General features: G+C 33.7%; 13 protein-coding genes. 7 read left to right on the top strand and 6 right to left on the bottom strand.

The window, feature by feature from the left end:
- Positions 1-428: RsmD family RNA methyltransferase (locus R2808_RS10305; RefSeq protein ID WP_371270918.1), on the top strand; the 428-nt coding region annotated here is incomplete at its 5' end.
- A gap of 285 nt (positions 429-713) precedes the next feature.
- Here R2808_RS10305 and R2808_RS10300 read toward each other — a convergent pair.
- Positions 714-3341 (bottom strand): valine--tRNA ligase, encoded by a 2628-nt coding sequence (locus R2808_RS10300; RefSeq protein WP_371270917.1) that lies wholly within the window; start codon positions 3339-3341, stop codon positions 714-716.
- A gap of 288 nt (positions 3342-3629) precedes the next feature.
- Here R2808_RS10300 and R2808_RS10295 point away from each other — a divergent pair, with 288 nt between their 5' ends.
- The gene (locus R2808_RS10295; protein WP_371270916.1) at positions 3630-4031 is read left to right on the top strand and encodes a DUF1573 domain-containing protein; all 402 of its coding nucleotides are present in this window, start codon (positions 3630-3632) and stop codon (positions 4029-4031) included.
- 28 nt (positions 4032-4059) lie between these two features.
- Here the strand turns inward: R2808_RS10295 and R2808_RS10290 are convergent, their stop codons facing one another.
- Complete coding sequence (locus tag R2808_RS10290; protein ID WP_371270915.1) at positions 4060-5394, bottom strand: PDZ domain-containing protein; 1335 nt, start codon at positions 5392-5394, stop codon at positions 4060-4062.
- A gap of 96 nt (positions 5395-5490) precedes the next feature.
- Here R2808_RS10290 and R2808_RS10285 point away from each other — a divergent pair, with 96 nt between their 5' ends.
- Entirely contained in the window at positions 5491-6681 is a 1191-nt protein-coding gene (locus R2808_RS10285; RefSeq protein WP_371270914.1) for a pyridoxal phosphate-dependent aminotransferase, read from the top strand.
- A gap of 159 nt (positions 6682-6840) precedes the next feature.
- Here R2808_RS10285 and R2808_RS10280 read toward each other — a convergent pair whose 3' ends face one another.
- From R2808_RS10280 to R2808_RS10270, 3 genes are read right to left on the bottom strand one after another with little or no spacing between them, the layout of a single operon-like run.
- Positions 6841-8829: a T9SS type B sorting domain-containing protein gene (locus R2808_RS10280; protein ID WP_371270913.1), complete on the bottom strand. Its 1989-nt coding sequence runs from the start codon at positions 8827-8829 to the stop codon at positions 6841-6843.
- Positions 8823-12779: a PKD domain-containing protein gene (locus R2808_RS10275; protein WP_371270912.1), complete on the bottom strand. Its 3957-nt coding sequence runs from the start codon at positions 12777-12779 to the stop codon at positions 8823-8825. The genes R2808_RS10280 and R2808_RS10275 overlap by 7 nt, the downstream gene beginning before the upstream one ends.
- A gap of 56 nt (positions 12780-12835) precedes the next feature.
- Positions 12836-13249 carry a hypothetical protein gene (locus tag R2808_RS10270; RefSeq protein WP_371270911.1) on the bottom strand — a complete coding sequence of 138 codons (414 nt, stop codon included), beginning with the start codon at positions 13247-13249 and terminating at the stop codon, positions 12836-12838.
- Positions 13250-13443: 194 nt separating this feature from the next.
- Between R2808_RS10270 and folE the strand changes: the two genes are divergently transcribed.
- The 4 genes from folE to lgt all read left to right on the top strand — a co-directional run bounded on the left by folE (position 13444) and on the right by lgt (position 16911).
- Complete coding sequence (gene folE, locus R2808_RS10265) at positions 13444-14103, top strand: GTP cyclohydrolase I FolE (RefSeq protein WP_371270910.1); 660 nt, start codon at positions 13444-13446, stop codon at positions 14101-14103.
- Between the two features lie 40 nt (positions 14104-14143).
- A complete protein-coding gene (gene cysS, locus R2808_RS10260) occupies positions 14144-15631 on the top strand; it encodes a cysteine--tRNA ligase (protein ID WP_371270909.1) in 1488 nt (495 codons plus the stop codon).
- A gap of 7 nt (positions 15632-15638) precedes the next feature.
- Positions 15639-15887, top strand: coding sequence for a membrane protein insertion efficiency factor YidD (gene yidD / locus R2808_RS10255; RefSeq protein ID WP_371270908.1), 249 nt, complete (start codon positions 15639-15641; stop codon positions 15885-15887).
- A 106-nt stretch (positions 15888-15993) separates the two neighbouring features.
- Positions 15994-16911, top strand: a complete 918-nt coding sequence (gene lgt / locus R2808_RS10250) for a prolipoprotein diacylglyceryl transferase (RefSeq protein ID WP_371270907.1) — start codon at positions 15994-15996, stop codon at positions 16909-16911.
- Between the two features lie 11 nt (positions 16912-16922).
- Here lgt and R2808_RS10245 read toward each other — a convergent pair.
- Positions 16923-17210, bottom strand: a 288-nt coding sequence (locus R2808_RS10245; RefSeq protein WP_371270906.1) for a hypothetical protein, incomplete at its 5' end; no start/stop codon positions are given.

The raw sequence follows: 17210 nt of genomic DNA, 5'->3' as shown, positions 1-17210 counted from the left end.
GCAATATAAGTTACGAATTTGCTTCTCGTGGTTCCTCTCCTATTACTTGCATTGATGCCGATTTTGGCTGCGTAAGTTTTATAAAAAAAACTGCAACCGAATTAGATTTTGATATTACCGCCATTAAGAGTGATGTATTTAAATTTTTAGAACGCTGCAATACTTCGTTCGATATTGTTTTTGCTGACCCGCCTTACCACTTATCTCAAGAAAAATTTGAAGAAATGGTGCTGCAAATTTTAAACAAACCTATTCTAGATGAGGAAGGAATGCTAATTGTAGAACATTCTAAAGATACAAAATTAGAACATATTGAAAATTTTTCTTTTTCGAAAAGTTATGGTGGTACTACTTTTTCATTTTTCGAATTTGACTTTGAAGAAAGTGAAAATATAAATGAGGATACCGATAGCAATGAAGAAGATTAAATTTTTATTTTTATAGATTACAACCCATAGTCATTTAGAAAATTTTATTTGTTTATTTCGTGAGTTCTAGTATTTCTTGGATAAATTTTATGCAAATTTATTTAAGAAATGTATCAAGAACTTACAATTTAATACTTCTCGATAAAATTTTTCTTCGCTTTACTACGAAAAATTACTCGAAGTGACGTCGCTTAATAACTTTTAGCTTTTAAATGCACTATGAGTAGATTACAATAAATTCTTTTATGTTTATACTAAAAATCCCGATAAATCGGGATTTTTAGTTTATTGTAAATTGGCTAAACTGTCTTCGAGTGTAGCAATTTTGGCTAACGCATCGGCTTCTTTTTTGCGTTCGTTAGCAATTACTTGCTCGGGTGCACCAGCAACAAATTTTTCGTTGGCCAACTTACCTTGTACCGATTTTAAAAAGCCTTTCGTGTAATTTAATTCTTCAGTTAATTTATCAATTTCAGCAGAAATATCAATACTACCACCTACTGGAATAAAATATTCATTCGATTTTACACGATACGATAAAGCGCCGCTAACTTTATCATTAACATAAATTAAATCAACAACATTTCCTAATTTCATAATTACAGTATCAAACAAAGTCGAAGCTTTTTCGTTATTGATAACATGTAATTCAATAGCTTCTTTAAAGGAAATATTTTTATCTTTTCTAATGGTACGAATTCCAGAAATTACTTCGGTTGCAAAATCAAAATCGGTTATTAATTTTTCATCAAAAGGTTTCGCCTCTGGCCATTGTGCTACAATTAGAGCTTCTTCTGAAGTTCTTTCGGTAATATGTTGCCAAATTTCTTCGGTCAAAAACGGCATAAATGGGTGCAACAACTTCAAGTTGGCTTCTAGCATGTCAATGGCTTTATCAAAAGTAACTTTATCGATTGGTTGTTGATAACCTGGTTTTATCATTTCTAAAAACCACGAACAAAAATCGTCCCAAACCAGTTTGTAAATCGCCATTAACGCGTCCGAAATACGATATTTACTAAAATGATCTTCAATTTCGGCTAAGGTTTTTTGTAATTTATTTTCATACCAATCTATTGCTACTTTTGCCGCTTCGGGTTGTGCAATATCGGCTACTTCCCAACCTTTTATCAAGCGAAAAGCATTCCATATTTTAGTTGCAAAACCTTTTCCTTGGTTACACAATTCTTCATCAAATAAAATATCGTTTCCTGCCGATGAACTCAACAACAAACCACAACGAACACCATCGGCGCCAAATTTTTCGATTAATTCTAAAGGATCGGGCGAATTTCCAAGCGATTTCGACATTTTACGTCCTTGCTTATCGCGAACCAATCCAGTTAAATACACATTTGAAAATGGTTTTGCATCGGCATATTCATAGCCAGCAATAATCATACGAGCAACCCAAAAAAATAAAATATCGGGACCAGTTACCAAATCGTTGGTTGGGTAATAATACTTAAATTCTTCATTTTCGGGTTCTAAAACACCTCCAAAAACCGACATCGGCCATAACCAAGACGAAAACCACGTATCTAAAGCATCGGCGTCTTGTTTTAAATCGGTTAACGTTAAAGCATCGTTTAATGACGCCTTTTTAGCTAATTCTAATGCTTCTTCCTTATTTTCGGCAACTACAAAATCGTTTTTCCCTTCGCCATAATAATACGCCGGAATTTGTTGCCCCCACCACAATTGACGGGAAATATTCCAATCGCGAATGTTTTCCATCCAATGGCGGTACGTATTGTTGAAACGAGACGGATACAACTTAACTTCGTCAGTCTCTAAAACGGCTTTTATAGCTGGTTTTACCAACTCTTCCATTTTTAAAAACCATTGGTCCGAAAGTCTTGGTTCGATTACCGCTTTTGTTCGTTCTGATGTTCCTACTTTGTTGATATGGGTTTCGGTTTTTACCAAAGCACCTATTTGTTCTAATTCTTTTGCAATTTCGTCGCGAACTACAAAACGGTCTTTTCCTGCATACTGCAATCCGAATGAATTTAAAGTAGCATCTTCATTAAAAATATCAATAATTTCCAAATTGTGTTTGTCGCCTAATTCTTTATCGTTTACATCGTGCGCTGGTGTAACTTTTAAACAACCTGTACCAAATTCCATATCTACATATTCGTCGAAAATAATAGGAATTACACGATTACAAATAGGTACAATTGCTTTTTTATCTTTAAGATGTGTATAGCGTTCATCGTTTGGATTGATACAAATAGCAGTATCGCCCAAAATGGTTTCGGGGCGCGTGGTAGCGATGGTTACATAATCGTTTGTACCTTCTATTTGATAACGTAAATGGTATAATTTTCCTTGACGTTCTTCATATATCACTTCTTCATCAGATAAAGTAGTTTTGGCTTCTGGATCCCAGTTTACCATACGATACCCTCTGTATATATAACCTTTATTGTATAAATCTACAAACGATTTAATAACCGATGCACTCATGTCTTCGTCCATCGTAAATTTAGTTCTGTCCCAATCGCAAGAACAACCCAATTGTTTTAATTGTTCTAAAATGGTTCCGCCATATTTATCGGTCCAGTCGTAGGCGTGTTTTAAAAATTCTTCGCGTGTTAAATCGTTTTTGTTAATACCTTCCGATTTAAGCTTGGCAACTACTTTTGCTTCGGTTGCAATTGAAGCATGATCGGTACCAGGCACCCAACAAGCATTAAAACCTTGTAAACGGGCACGACGAATTAATACATCTTGAATAGTATTGTTAAGCATATGCCCCATGTGTAAAACGCCTGTTACATTGGGTGGTGGAATTACTATAGTGTAAGGTGTACGATTATCGGGTTTAGAATGAAAATAATTGTTTTTCATCCAGTAATCGTACCATTTTTTTTCTACTTCTTGTGGATTAAATTGTGAAGGTATCATTTTTATAAATGTATATTGTATTGTTGAATATTGTATAATGTAAAAATTAGTTTAAAAAAATGTAAGACGTAAACCGCCTAACCCCGATGGAAGCGAGCTACCGTGTAGCGCGAACAGCGGGAAAATTGACTACAAGTACTTACTAATGACTCGTTTGTAAATTATAGTTTGGTACACTTTTTGTATTTTATTGGCAAAAGTAAGGATATATACGAAAATAAAAAAGGTTAAATTACTTGTTGTTTAATTTTCTAGTAGCTATTTTTACGTAACTTAAAAATTAAGAAAATGAAAAAAATTTTAAATATTGTATTGGTTTTATTTGGTTGCACTGTTTTTGCCCAAGCGGGTGCAAGTATAGCATTTGAAGCGGAAACTATTAATTATGGAGAAGTTGTTAAAGGTGTTGATAGTGGTGTGCGAGAATTTGTTTTTACGAATACGGGCGATGCACCTCTTGTTATTAAAGATGTAAAATCGAGTTGTGGGTGTACCGTACCCGAATGGCCTAAAACGCCTATTGCTCCTGGAAAAAGTGATAAAATTGTGGTAAAATACAATATGAATCCTGGTGCTATTAGCAAAACCATTACTGTTGAAACAAATGCTGTGAATAAACCAAATGGTATTGTTCCGTTGCGAATAAAAGGAAATGTTGTTGTAAAATCTGAGAATAACTTAAGTAAGTAAAAAGAAACTCCCGAAAATGGGAGTTTTTTTATAGTATTTTTTCAAGATAAAATTCAAAATCTATTTCTTCTCCGTTTCGATCTATTTTAATTTTTACTTTTTTACCTTCTTCAGATTGAAACAATTCGGTTATTTTTTTTATGGAATAATCGTATGCCTTTTTACCATTAATACTTACAATTTTATCGTTAATTTTTATTCCTGCTCTATGGGCTGGAGAGTTTTCTCTAATATTATAGACAATAAATACGGGTTTTAATTTGTACTCGAAAGTGTTTTTTAAATCGGGATTGTCATAAATAAATTCTTTCGCGTCTATAGTATTATAGGTAGATTTTTCTGTAGTACGTGTTATTTCTCTAATCCATTCAACTCCTTCGTGTTGCACTTCAATACCCGACATATTATAATTAAAAGGTTCGCTAAACAATTTATTTTTTACAAAATAAAACACGTTTTTATTATAATCTAAAACCCAATTGAAACGCTTTAAAATTTCGCCACCAATAGAGCCGTTACGAATACTTTTAGAGTTGGAAAAAATATTTTGCAACGAAATGCTATCTGGATATGATACTAACGCATCGTTAAGCTTATAATTCGCTATTTGCAATTTTTTTACTCGCGATTTTTTGCCTTTAACATCGCCGCCAAGACCAATACCTAAAACATCTTCAAAATGATTTTGATTACACATAATATTTTCATCTTCAAATAGCCATAATCCATCACTTAAACCCGAATCGAATAATAAAATAGTTTCTAATTTTTTTGTAGCATCATCAACTGGAATTTTAATGTAGGGTTTCGATTTTATGAATTGTACATCTATACTATCGTATTTTTTAACTTTGCGTTTATAAAATGAAGCGCTATTTTTATATAAAAATAATTTCTTCTTTGCGTAATTAATTTCTACCAAATAATCTTTAAAAAATGAAGAGCCCAAAATACCATTAATAGGCATTCCTAATTTATTAACCAAATTAATATTATTGTTTAGTAATAATAATACCTCAAAATTAGTGTCTTGAATATCTTTTATTATAAAATTATTGTTGCTAGAAACCACCGCTTCTAAGTTATCGCCACTTCCTAGTCCACTAATTTGAACTGTTCTTGTGCTGTAAAAAGTTATGTTTTGTACACTTGGAAAATTAAATAAAATATTTTTTTCAGCTCCTGTATCAACTATCATTTCTAAATTTACATTGTTAATACTTACTTTAACAATAATTAAGTTATGAGTAAACTCAAAAGGAATTGCAATTTTCTTTTTGTTAGAATTCCAATTTATTTGAGTAAAACCAATTGAATAAATTACTAAAAAACTAAACAAACAAATTTGTTTAAAAATATTCATAGCATAAATTTGTGTTGTAATAAAGATAATAATTTTAATTACTACTTTTACAACCAATAAAAAAAATGCAATTTTGCAGTTTAAAATCTACACACGATGCCAAAAATATCTAGAAAAGGGATGCAAATGCCCGAGTCCCCTATTCGTAAGTTAGTTCCTTACGCCGAAGGCGCCAAAAAAAGAGGTACAAAAGTTTATCATTTAAACATTGGTCAACCCGATATAAAAACCCCTGAAGTTGCCCTTAATGCTGTTAAAAATGCTGCTATTTCAGTTTTAGAATACTCGCATTCTGCAGGGTTTGAAAGTTACAGAAGTAAGTTATCCGCATATTATAAATCACATAATTTACCTATTGAATCGCAAGATATAATTATTACAACAGGTGGCTCAGAAGCGTTACTTTTTGCTATGGGAACCGTAATGGATACTGAAGACGAAATTATTATTCCTGAACCATTTTATGCAAATTACAACGGGTTTTCAACGGCATCGGGTGTAAAAGTTGTACCAGTAATGTCATCAATTGAAGATAATTTTGCGTTACCTTCAATTGAGGCGTTTGAAAAATTAATTACGCCTAAAACAAAAGCCATTTTAATTTGTAATCCAGGTAACCCAACTGGTTATTTATATTCTAAAGAAGAAATATTAAAATTAGCTGAAATTGTAAAAAAACACGATTTATTTTTAATAGCTGACGAAGTTTATCGTGAATTTGCTTACGATGGATTACAGCATTATTCAGTAATGAATGTTCCAGGTATTGAAGATAATGCTATAATGATTGATTCGGTTTCAAAACGTTACAGCATGTGCGGAGCTCGAATAGGCTGTATTGTTTCTAAAAATAAAGAAGTTATGGCTACTGCAATGAAATTTGCTCAAGCACGATTAAGCCCTCCTACTTATGCTCAAATAGCTAGTGAAGCGGCTTTAGACACACCAAAAAGTTATTTTGATGAAGTAATTACAGAATATAAAGAACGTCGTGATATTTTGGTTACCGAATTAAATAAAATTCCCGGAGTAACTGTTGCAGAACCTAAAGGTGCTTTTTATTGCATTGCAAAACTTCCAGTAAAAAATGCTGATGATTTTGCGCAATGGTTATTAGAAGACTATAATTTTAATAACGAAACGGTTATGGTTGCGCCAGCAGCAGGTTTTTACTCAACTCCAGGAGTTGGGCTTGATGAAGTTCGCATTGCTTATGTCTTAAAAAAAGAAGATTTAGTAAAATCTGTACAAATATTAAAGCAAGCACTTACAGTTTATAATAATTAAAAGTAGTTAACAAACATATTTTAAAAGATTTTTGTTAAAACTAAAAACGCCACTTAATAAGTGGCGTTTTTAGTTTGTTTAATTTTAGTTTTTATAAAAATTATCGTTTCAAAGAAAAATGGGCTTTAAATTCTTTAACCACGTTGTTTTCTACATATTCTAACGAGAACCAATAATCGTAGATGGCATTAGTTGTCCGTTAAATGTTCCGTCCCAACCTAGCGAATCGTCGGTAGCGCTTAGTTGTTTTAGTAACTTGCCATAACGATCAAAGATATACAGTTTTGCCTCGGGCTGGTTTAATCCAGCTATATTCCAAGTATCGTTGTAACCATCACCATTGGGTGTAAAAAACTTAGGATAATCTATAACGCGAACCGTAGTTTCTAAAAACGTACAACCTTGCGTGTCTATTACCGTTATGGTGTGATCCCCTGTGCTTACATTGGTAAACACATGACTATCTTGGTAGCCACTATCATCTAATTGGTATTGTAACGTACCTGATCCGCCTGAAACATTTACTACAACCGTAGCATTATCTGAAAAATAATCGGTAACCGTTGCTGTTACAATAGTAGCTGGCGTTGTTTCGTTTACAACTGCTGTGTTCGATACGCCCTCGCAGGTTGTGTCTAAATTGGTTACTAAAACATAATAACTACCCGTTGTGTTTACCTCTAACTGTGGAACCGTAGTTATAGCTACTACTGCATCGTTTGCATCGTACCAAACAAACTCATAATTGCCTGTACTGTAATTACCCGTAGCTTGTAACCAATATGTTTGGAACACATTGCCTAAATCGTCTATACACAACGAACCATCTTCTATTGTAGGGTTTGGAATAGGGTTTACATAAACCGTAAAATCTTCGTATTCGCCTTTACAGCCCGATGGCGAAACTGTCCAAATTCTATAAATTACATAACCTTGTGAGTCGCCACTTACCGATAATGTATCGGGAATTACAAACGGAGGCGGCGCACTTAAACTACCATCTGAATATCCGCTTACATTGTTACTTGCATCTATAACAAACCACTCTACTCCTGTATTGGCTACTAATGGAAAATCTAATTGAATAGTAAACACATCAGCTAAACTAGTTTCGCTACAAATTGTATAAACAGATGGAATAACAGAACCTGGAATAGGATTAACTGTTACGCTATCACTATCCTCTGGTAAACCTACACATGAACCTATTTGGGGTGTAAAGCTTACATAAAAATCTCCTGCAGTGGTATTGCTTGTACTAGCAACTGTTAAGGTAACTATTCCAGTAGTAGTGGTTCCACTAGTAATACCATCTACAACACTAACGCCGTTTAATACCGCTGTCCAATTATATGTTATACCACTCGGGTCGCCCGAAACTGTAAAAGTAACCGATTCGCCCGAACAAATAGATGCCGTATCTGGTGTAATTGTTATATCTGTTATAACAGGCACTGGGTTAACATAAACTCTAATAGTTTCAGGTGAGCCTGAACAATTACCACCTGTTAAAATAGGTAAAATAGAAAAAGTGATAAATCCTTGTTGTAACGGATTTGTTAAAGTCGCTACTTGATTAATATTTGTCTCATCTCCATTTGTAAAACCATTATAGGTAACATTCGTTAAAGTAGCTTGCCACTGAAAACCTGTAGCGTTGTTCATGTTTACCAAAATATTTGCCAAATCACCATCGCATATCGCATCATAATCTATCGATGTGATGGCAGGCGTTGGTGTAATACTTATCGTTTCAGAATCGCTTAAAGCAACCGTACAACTTGGTGTGCCAGATGAAACTACACTTGTTAAAGTATAAGTAGTAGTCGTTGTTAACATTGGTGTTGTAAACGCAACATAACCTGTGCCATCTAAAGTTTCTGTATATACTGTTGTACCATCTGTAAACGAAACTGTAGCATTTGGTGTACCTGTAAAAGTGAGTGTTGTCATGCCGTTTAAGCAAACTAAATTACTTGTTGTACTCATATCGGCTGTTGGCAATGGTACTACCACAACTGTACTTGTACTACTTAAACTAGTCATACAGTTTGTTGTTGGATTTAAAATATTGGTTACTAGCAACATTTGATTAACTGTTGTAGGTTCAACTATCTGTCCGTTTCCAGAACCATTTAATGTTACCATTTGAGAACTTCATCTCCATTTGTAAAACCATTATAGGTAACATTCGTTAAAGTAGCTTGCCACTGAAAACCTGTAGCGTTGTTCATGTTTACCAAAATATTTGCCAAATCACCATCGCATATCGCATCATAATCTATCGATGTGATGGCGGGCGTTGGTGTAATACTTATCGTTTCAGAATCGCTTAAAGCAACCGTACAACTTGGTGTGCCAGATGAAACTACACTTGTTAAAGTATAAGTAGTAGTCGTTGTTAACATTGGTGTTGTAAACGCAACATAACCTGTGCCATCTAAAGTTTCTGTATATACTGTTGTACCATCTGTAAACGAAACTGTAGCATTTGGTGTACCTGTAAAAGTAAGAGTTGTCATACCGTTTAAGCAAACTAAATTACTTGTTGTACTCATATCGGCTGTTGGTAATGATAAAACAGATATTGTTGCTGTGTTTGTTAAAGTTGTTGTACATGAAGTAACCGAATCTGTTAACAATTGTAATGTAATTACTTGGTCAACTGTGGCTCCCATTACAACTACAGCTACATCGCCATCGGATTCTATTTGAGTTGTTCCTGCTACTCCATTTATATCATAATTTACAAAAGCATTTGGTGTACCCTCTATAGTAAAAATAGCATTTTCGCCTGCGCAAATAGCACCATTATTAGTAATCGGGTTAATTGTTGGAAGAGGATTTACCACAACCGTTTCACTATCGGTTAAAGTAACAGTACATGTATTTTGTTGAATATTTACCATAGTTACAACAACATTAGAACTTGCATTAGTTAACGTATAAACATAACTTCCAGAAGCATCTAACATCGCCGATTGAGAAGTACCATCTACCATAAAATTAATAGTAGCATTAGCTGTACCTGTAAAAGTGAATACCGCATTTTCGCCTGCACAAATAGGCGTATTACTTGTGATACTTGTAAATATTGGCGATGCCAACATCGCAGCATTGCTAAAACTTAAAGATGAACCCGATGTACAGCTGCCATTACTTGCTGTTACCGTGTAACTTGTGCCAATAACCATTCCGCTAATTACGCCGCCTGCGCCGACACTCGTGCCATCGTTTGGTGTAAACAAATACGTGAGCATTGGGTCATAATTGCTTATCGCGCTACTGCCGTTTGCGCTACAGCTTGGTGGTGTGGTGGTTATCATAGGAACGTCTGGGGTAACTAATATAGCGGCAATACTAAATGGTAATGAAGCTGCCGAAACACAACCCGAAGCATTTTCTGCTGTAACTGTATAATTCGTTCCTGCAACCATTCCGCTAATTACACCGCCTGCGCCAACATTCGTACCATCGTTTGGTGTAAACGAATACGTGAGCATTGGGTCGTAATTCGTGATGGTAGCCGTGCCTTCTGCACTACAACTTGGTGGTGTGGTGGTTATGGTAGGAACGTCTGGGGTTATAGCTATCGTTATGGTAAACGAATGTTCATCAGTACAATTTGGAGTAGTTCCCGTTTCTGCATAAACATATAAAGTAGTTGTACCGATTGTAGAAATTACATCGCCTGCATTATATGCTGTTCCTGTTCCATTGGAACCATCAAAATAGTTACCAACCGTTAATGCTGGTAATGTATAATTATCGCAAACCGCTACATTTGTAGGCTCATCTACTATTGGCGTTTCATAAATAGTTATGGTAAACGAATGCTCATCAGTACAATTTGGAGTAGTTCCCGTTTCTGCATAAACATATAAAGTAGTTGTACCGATTGTAGAAATTACATCGCCTGCATTATATGGTGTTCCTGTTCCGTTAGAACCATCAAAATAGTTACCAACCGTTAATGCTGGTAATGTATAATTATCGCAAATCGCTACATTTGTAGGCTCATCTACCACCGGAATATCATATAAAATCAATTCAAAAGTTTGAGTTGCAAAATCGCCTGTACTATTTTCTTCTAAACGAACATATATGGTTTGCGGATTAACTGTGTTTGGAAAATTGTCAAATGGTGTAGCTAAATCAATTGTTCCATCATCTGCTCCAGCTTGCGATGTGTGATAGGTAATAGTATAATCAGTAGCTGGCGTGTTTGCTCCTAAAACAGCTGTATTTTGTTGGGTTAAATCAAAAATTTCAACATCGTTGCCATCGCTATCACATTTTTCAATATTACTTAATGTAGGAATAGTTAGTTCTCCAATACACAAATCAAACTGCGTATAAGAAGGACATGCTAAGTCAAAATCTAATACTGTAACATAAATGGTAGTAGGAATTATCGTTGTTGCATAAATAGATGGTATTTGGTTTACTTGATTAATAGCATCGTCTTCGGTTAAAAAGAATAATATTTCGTAATCGAATGGGTCTAATCCAGATGCTAATAATTCTGGAATGTGATTGTTAAGATTATATTCATATTCCCCTGAAGGCAATAACACATAATCGCAAAAATCTATTGGTTCTTCAACTACATCTGGGTTATCAACAACTTCTATAGTAATATCGGATACTGTTGTACAACCAAAACTGTTTGTAGCTGTGTAAGTATAAGTATAAAAACCTGGAGTATTAGAAGCTACAGTAATCACATTATTATTTGTAGTAACAATTGTAGGGTCAGATGACCAAGACTCAGATTCTATAGTTGGCGAAAATGTTAAATCGGGCGGTGTTAACGATGGATCAAAATTAATACCCCAACTGAAAATATAACCGTCGTCTACCTGAAGATTATCAGTTACTTTTATTGTCCAAAAACCGTTTAACGGGCTACCTAATAAAGCATTAAAACTACCTGTTGGCAAATATGTTCCTGGTTGAACAGCATTTCCTCCTGGAGGAAACGAATTAACAGGAGTTGTAGGTCCTGCAGTTAGTGTTGTAGTGCCTGTGGGGGCAAAACAATAATCAAATCCTATTCCTGGTCCTGGAATACCACTAGCAGCATCATTTGCATCGCCTAAAAAAGTACCTCCACCGCCACTTCCATAGCTTTTTAAAATAGTTGAAGCACCTGTAGGACTTATAATTTCTATTTGTAAATCTCCTAAATAAGAATGCTCCATATTTAAACAAACTCCAACAATTTGATTAATATTTGTTAAAGTAGCATTTGCTTCGTAACAATCTACTAAAATAGATGTTTGGTAAGATACACCACTACCATCGGGTAAAAAAGTAACACCTGCAACTGGGGGCGTACATTCATACGAATAATTTTGAGGAGGAATTGTAGCTGTAATTTCTAATTCTTGTCCTTTACAAATTCTAGTTTGCAATGTGCTAAAATTAATTGTAGGTGGATCACTTACCTGTACTACTTGATTGATTCTATTAGAATTCACACAATTTAAAGGGTCGTTTATTAGTAAATTAACAATAAATACACCTGACGATGTAAACGTGTAAGTTACGGTTTCTCCCGATAAAGTATCGCCATTATCAAAATCCCAAGTATAAGTGGCGCCTGCACTTGAAGTTTCAAATGTACCACTTCCATTAAAAGTTACTTGATCTCCAACACAAATCTTTATGATATCATCTGCTGAATCTGCAGCAGGCGAAGAACTTATAAGTTCTGAAACAATTGTTTGACAAGGAACCTGACAGCTAACTATGGCATTCCAACCAGTTGCCGTAGTGCTTGTATCGGAAATAAAAACGAAAGTTAAGCAACCCGAAGTATTATCGCCAGTAGCTTGTATAACAAAAGGAAGCGACGTGTTACCCATGCCTGTAAGGGTATATAATAAAGGAGCTGTTGTATTATCGCCATCATATACATATAAAAAATCGGCATTATTTTCTAAGTCAAATTCAGTAAATTCAAACCGAATTATAGAGCCTGGTGTACTTGGGCAAAATGTTTTAGTAAAAGTCTGCGTATTTCCATAACTACCAGAAGCACCACCAGAATCGTAAAAAGTACCCGCACAAGTAGTAACTGGTGTATTACTCATATTAATTTTGAGCAATACTAAAGTGAATATTCAAAGAAAATAAAACAATACTATAGTTAAATTCTTTTCATAATCTGTAACTTGGGGTAGATTATAATTAACCAATCCGAACTTCTAAAACGATAAACCTGTGTTTGTGTGCTATAAAATGTTAAATTATATTTTAATACATTAAAATTCTCTGGATTTAATTTTTTATCGCGTTTTAAACTAACATTGTATTTGTTAAAAAGAGGAAAATCGGATATGTTTTCAAAATATTTATCATCTACATCTTTGTCTTTTACAAATTCAATTCTATTAGTTAGTAAATTATCTAAATTTTTATAAAGCTGGCTATCCGTATTTAAAACACCATAAACTTCGCTAATAAATTGATTTTTCAATTCTAAATTCGGTTTATATTTTTCTTGCGAAAACATCACAAAAAAGCCCATAAAAAAGAGGAATACAAAAAAATTTCTTTTCATTTTTATTATTTTCAAAATTTAAGAATAGCAAAAGTAAGGAATATTTATTTATTATCTTTTTACAATGTTTATTAATTGCTAACACATTCATAAAAAACGATTTTTTTAAATAAAAAAACTATCGTTGTTTAATATTAAACAAAATTTTAAACTTTAATTAATATCTTTGCACTTTTCAAAAATTGTATTACAAAATGAGCAACAATAACGAAATAGGCAACAATCATATTGCTACTAGCGAAGATACGCCTTTAAGAAGCGATGCTTTTACATTATCTGACGATGAAAAAATCGAAATAATTAAAGCCGATGTAAAACATATTTTAGAAACTTTAGGTATGGATTTAACAGACGACAGCTTAAAAGGCACCCCTAACCGAGTAGCTAAAATGTTTGTTAAAGAAATTTTTGGCGGTTTACACCCAGATAAAAAACCAAGCTCTTCTACCTTTGAAAACAAATACAAATATGGCGAAATGCTTGTAGAAAAAAACATTGTGGTTTATTCTACGTGCGAGCATCATTTGTTACCAATAGTAGGCCGTGCACACGTAGCTTATATTTCTAACGGAACAGTAGTAGGCTTATCTAAAATGAACCGAATTGTTGAATATTATGCAAAAAGACCTCAAGTACAAGAACGCTTAACCATTCAAATTGTACGTGAACTTCAAAAAGTTTTAAATACTGATGATGTTGCTTGCATAATTGATGCTAAACATTTGTGCGTAAATTCTAGAGGTATTAAAGATATCGAAAGCAGCACCGTTACTGCAGAGTTTGGCGGAAAATTTAAAGAAGATAAAGTTCGTAGAGAATTTTTAGACTACATAAAATTAGAAACCCAATTTTAATTGAATTTCGTATTTAAAAGTCTTCAAAAAATACCAAAAAATGGAACGCTATAAAAATCAAAAAATAAAAGTTTACAATACATTATCTGGAGAAAAAGAAAATTTTGAACCTATAACTGAAGGCAACGTTGGTATGTATGTTTGTGGTCCTACAGTTTATAGCAATGTTCATTTAGGTAATGTGCGTACTTTTATGAGTTTTGATGTTATTTACCGTTACTTACTACACTTAAATTACAAAGTACGCTATGTACGAAACATTACCGATGCTGGCCATTTAACCGACGATGGAAATATTGAGAACGATCGTTTTGTAAAACAATCGCGCTTGGAAAAGTTAGAACCTATGGAAATTGTACAAAAATATACAGTCGATTTTCATAAAGTACTCGATACTTTTAATTTCCTTCCTCCTACTATTGAACCTACTGCAACAGGACATATTTTAGAGCAAATTGAACTAACTCAAAAACTTATTAATTTGGGTTTTGCTTACGAAAGTAAGGGGTCGGTTTATTTCGATGTGCAAGCATATAATGCAAAAGGGTTACATTATGGCGAATTAAGCAATAGAAATATTGACGATATGATTGCCAACACACGCGAACTTGACGGACAAAGCGAAAAACGAAACCCGCAAGATTTTGCACTTTGGAAAAATGCTTCACCCGCACATATTATGCGCTGGAATTCGCCTTGGGGAGCAGGTTTTCCGGGTTGGCATTTAGAATGTACCGCTATGAGTACTAAATATTTAGGCGAAACTTTTGATATTCATGGTGGTGGAATGGATTTAAAATTTCCACACCACGAGTGCGAAGTAGCACAATCTAAAGCGGGTTATGGTTGCTCGCCTGTTAAATATTGGATGCACACTAATATGCTTACTATGAATGGTTTACGAATGAGTAAATCGACAGGAAATTATATACTTCCTATGGAACTAGTAACTGGCAATAACGATTTCTTTGAGAAACCATTTCATCCAAATATTGTTCGTTTTTGTTTTTTACAAGCTCATTATAGAAGCGTTTTAGACATTTCTAACGATGCTATGCTAGCTAGCGAGAAAGGATTTAATCGAATTTCCGACGGCTTTAAATCGTTAGCTAATTTAGAAACCAATACAATATCTTCTATCGATGTAATGGCTTGGCAAAAAAGTTGCTACGACGCTATGAATGATGATTTTAACACACCTATTCTTATTGCGCAATTATTTGAAGGTGTAAAATTTATCAATTTAATTAAAGATAAAAAAGAAACCATTACCGAGGCTGACTTAACGCTTTTAAAGGAAACCTTCACTTGGTTTTTAATAGATGTATTAGGTTTAAATTTTAATGAAAATACGGTAAATAACGATTCTTCAAAACTAAACGGTGTGGTAAATATGCTTATCGAAATGCGAAAAGAAGCACGCGATAACAAAAACTGGGCATTATCTGATGAAATTCGCGATAGACTTCTTGCTTTAGGCATTCAGTTAAAAGACGGAAAAGACGGTACCAGTTTTTCTATTAATTAATATTAAAATGACATCAAAAACTAAAAAAATAACGCTAAAAAGTATTCTTATTGCTCCGTTTGTTTTTTTAGTTCGGTTTTATCAAGTTGTTATTTCACCCTATACGCCAGCAACTTGCCGCTACTCACCTACTTGTTCGCATTATACGATTGAAGCATTAAAAAAACATGGTTTATTTAAAGGAGGTTGGCTCGCTTTAAAAAGAATCGGCAGTTGTCATCCTTGGGGAGGAAGCGGTTACGACCCTGTACCATAAAAGTATAATAAACAAAGTCATTTCTTTTCACTTTTTACTTTTTGCTTTCATCTTCTAAATAATTATTAGTACTTTTATCGTTTATAAAAAATAATTAGTTTTTGTTATGATTTGGAATCCATCAGAAGGAATTGACATTGGTTTTTTTACTATTCGCTACTACAGTTTAATGTTTGTAATTGCCTTTGGTTTAGGTTGGTATGTAATGAAAGCTATTTATAATAGAGAAGGCGAATCTATTGAAAAACTAGATAAACTTTTTGTATATACTGTTTTGGCAACTTTAATTGGGGCGCGACTAGGACATGTATTTTTTTACGATTGGGATTATTTTAAAGATCATAAACTCGAAATTTTATTACCCATTAAAGAAACAGCTTCGGGCTGGGAATTTACAGGTTTTGCAGGTTTAGCAAGCCACGGTGCCGCAATTGCAATTATAATTGTAATGATTTATTACAGTAAAAAAATAATTCATAAACCGTTATTATGGATTTTAGATCGTATTGTGCTTCCTGTTTCATTAGGCGCCATATTTGTTCGTTTAGGAAATTTCTTTAATTCTGAAATTATAGGAAAACCTACAGCTGAAACTAGTTTTTTAGCTACAAAATTTATTAGAGGCGAAGATACACTAAACAGTTATACAGTAACACAACTTACGCAAATTCCAAATGTAAACGATGCGTATAAAGCTATAGAAACTAACCCACAATTTATGGATACGTTTAATGCTATTCCGTATCGATATCCTGCGCAATTATATGAAGCAATGGGTTATGTAGCGGTTTTTGCTATTTTATATTATTTGTATTGGAAAACCGATGCTCGAAATAAATTGGGCTATATTTTTGGTCTATTTTTAGTTTTACTTTGGACCGTTCGTTTTCTTGTAGAATACGTAAAAGAAAGTCAGGGTGGTTTTGAAAGTGCTTTAGGTGTTTTTTCTACCGGACAATGGTTAAGTATTCCGTTTATTATTGCTGGTTTTTACTTTATTTTTAAAGCGAAGAAATCAAGTTAATAAAAAGAAATCTAATTTTCTTTATTTACATCTATTCCTACTCCAAGTATATTAGGTAAATATTGGTGTTGTGAATCTGATGATTGTAACGCATTTCCAATTTTTATAGTGTAGTTTCCTTTTTCTAAGTTTTGAGTAAGAATTACTGCATATACATCGCAAATATCACCTAAACAATCGCCTAGATGTTTGCCATTTTTATCTATTATTTTAACATTAACAATATCCATATAAACGTCTTTTTCTTCATTTTGAATTCCAACTAAAACAGGTAATTCAGTTATTGGAAAACCGAAAAT

Origin of the sequence: Flavobacterium sp., from assembly GCF_041392005.1 — a bacterium.
Classification (GTDB): Bacteria; Bacteroidota; Bacteroidia; order Flavobacteriales; family Flavobacteriaceae; genus Flavobacterium.
The sequence above is the reverse complement of the archived record's forward strand: the minus strand, read 5'-3'. Positions and strand labels throughout refer to the sequence as shown.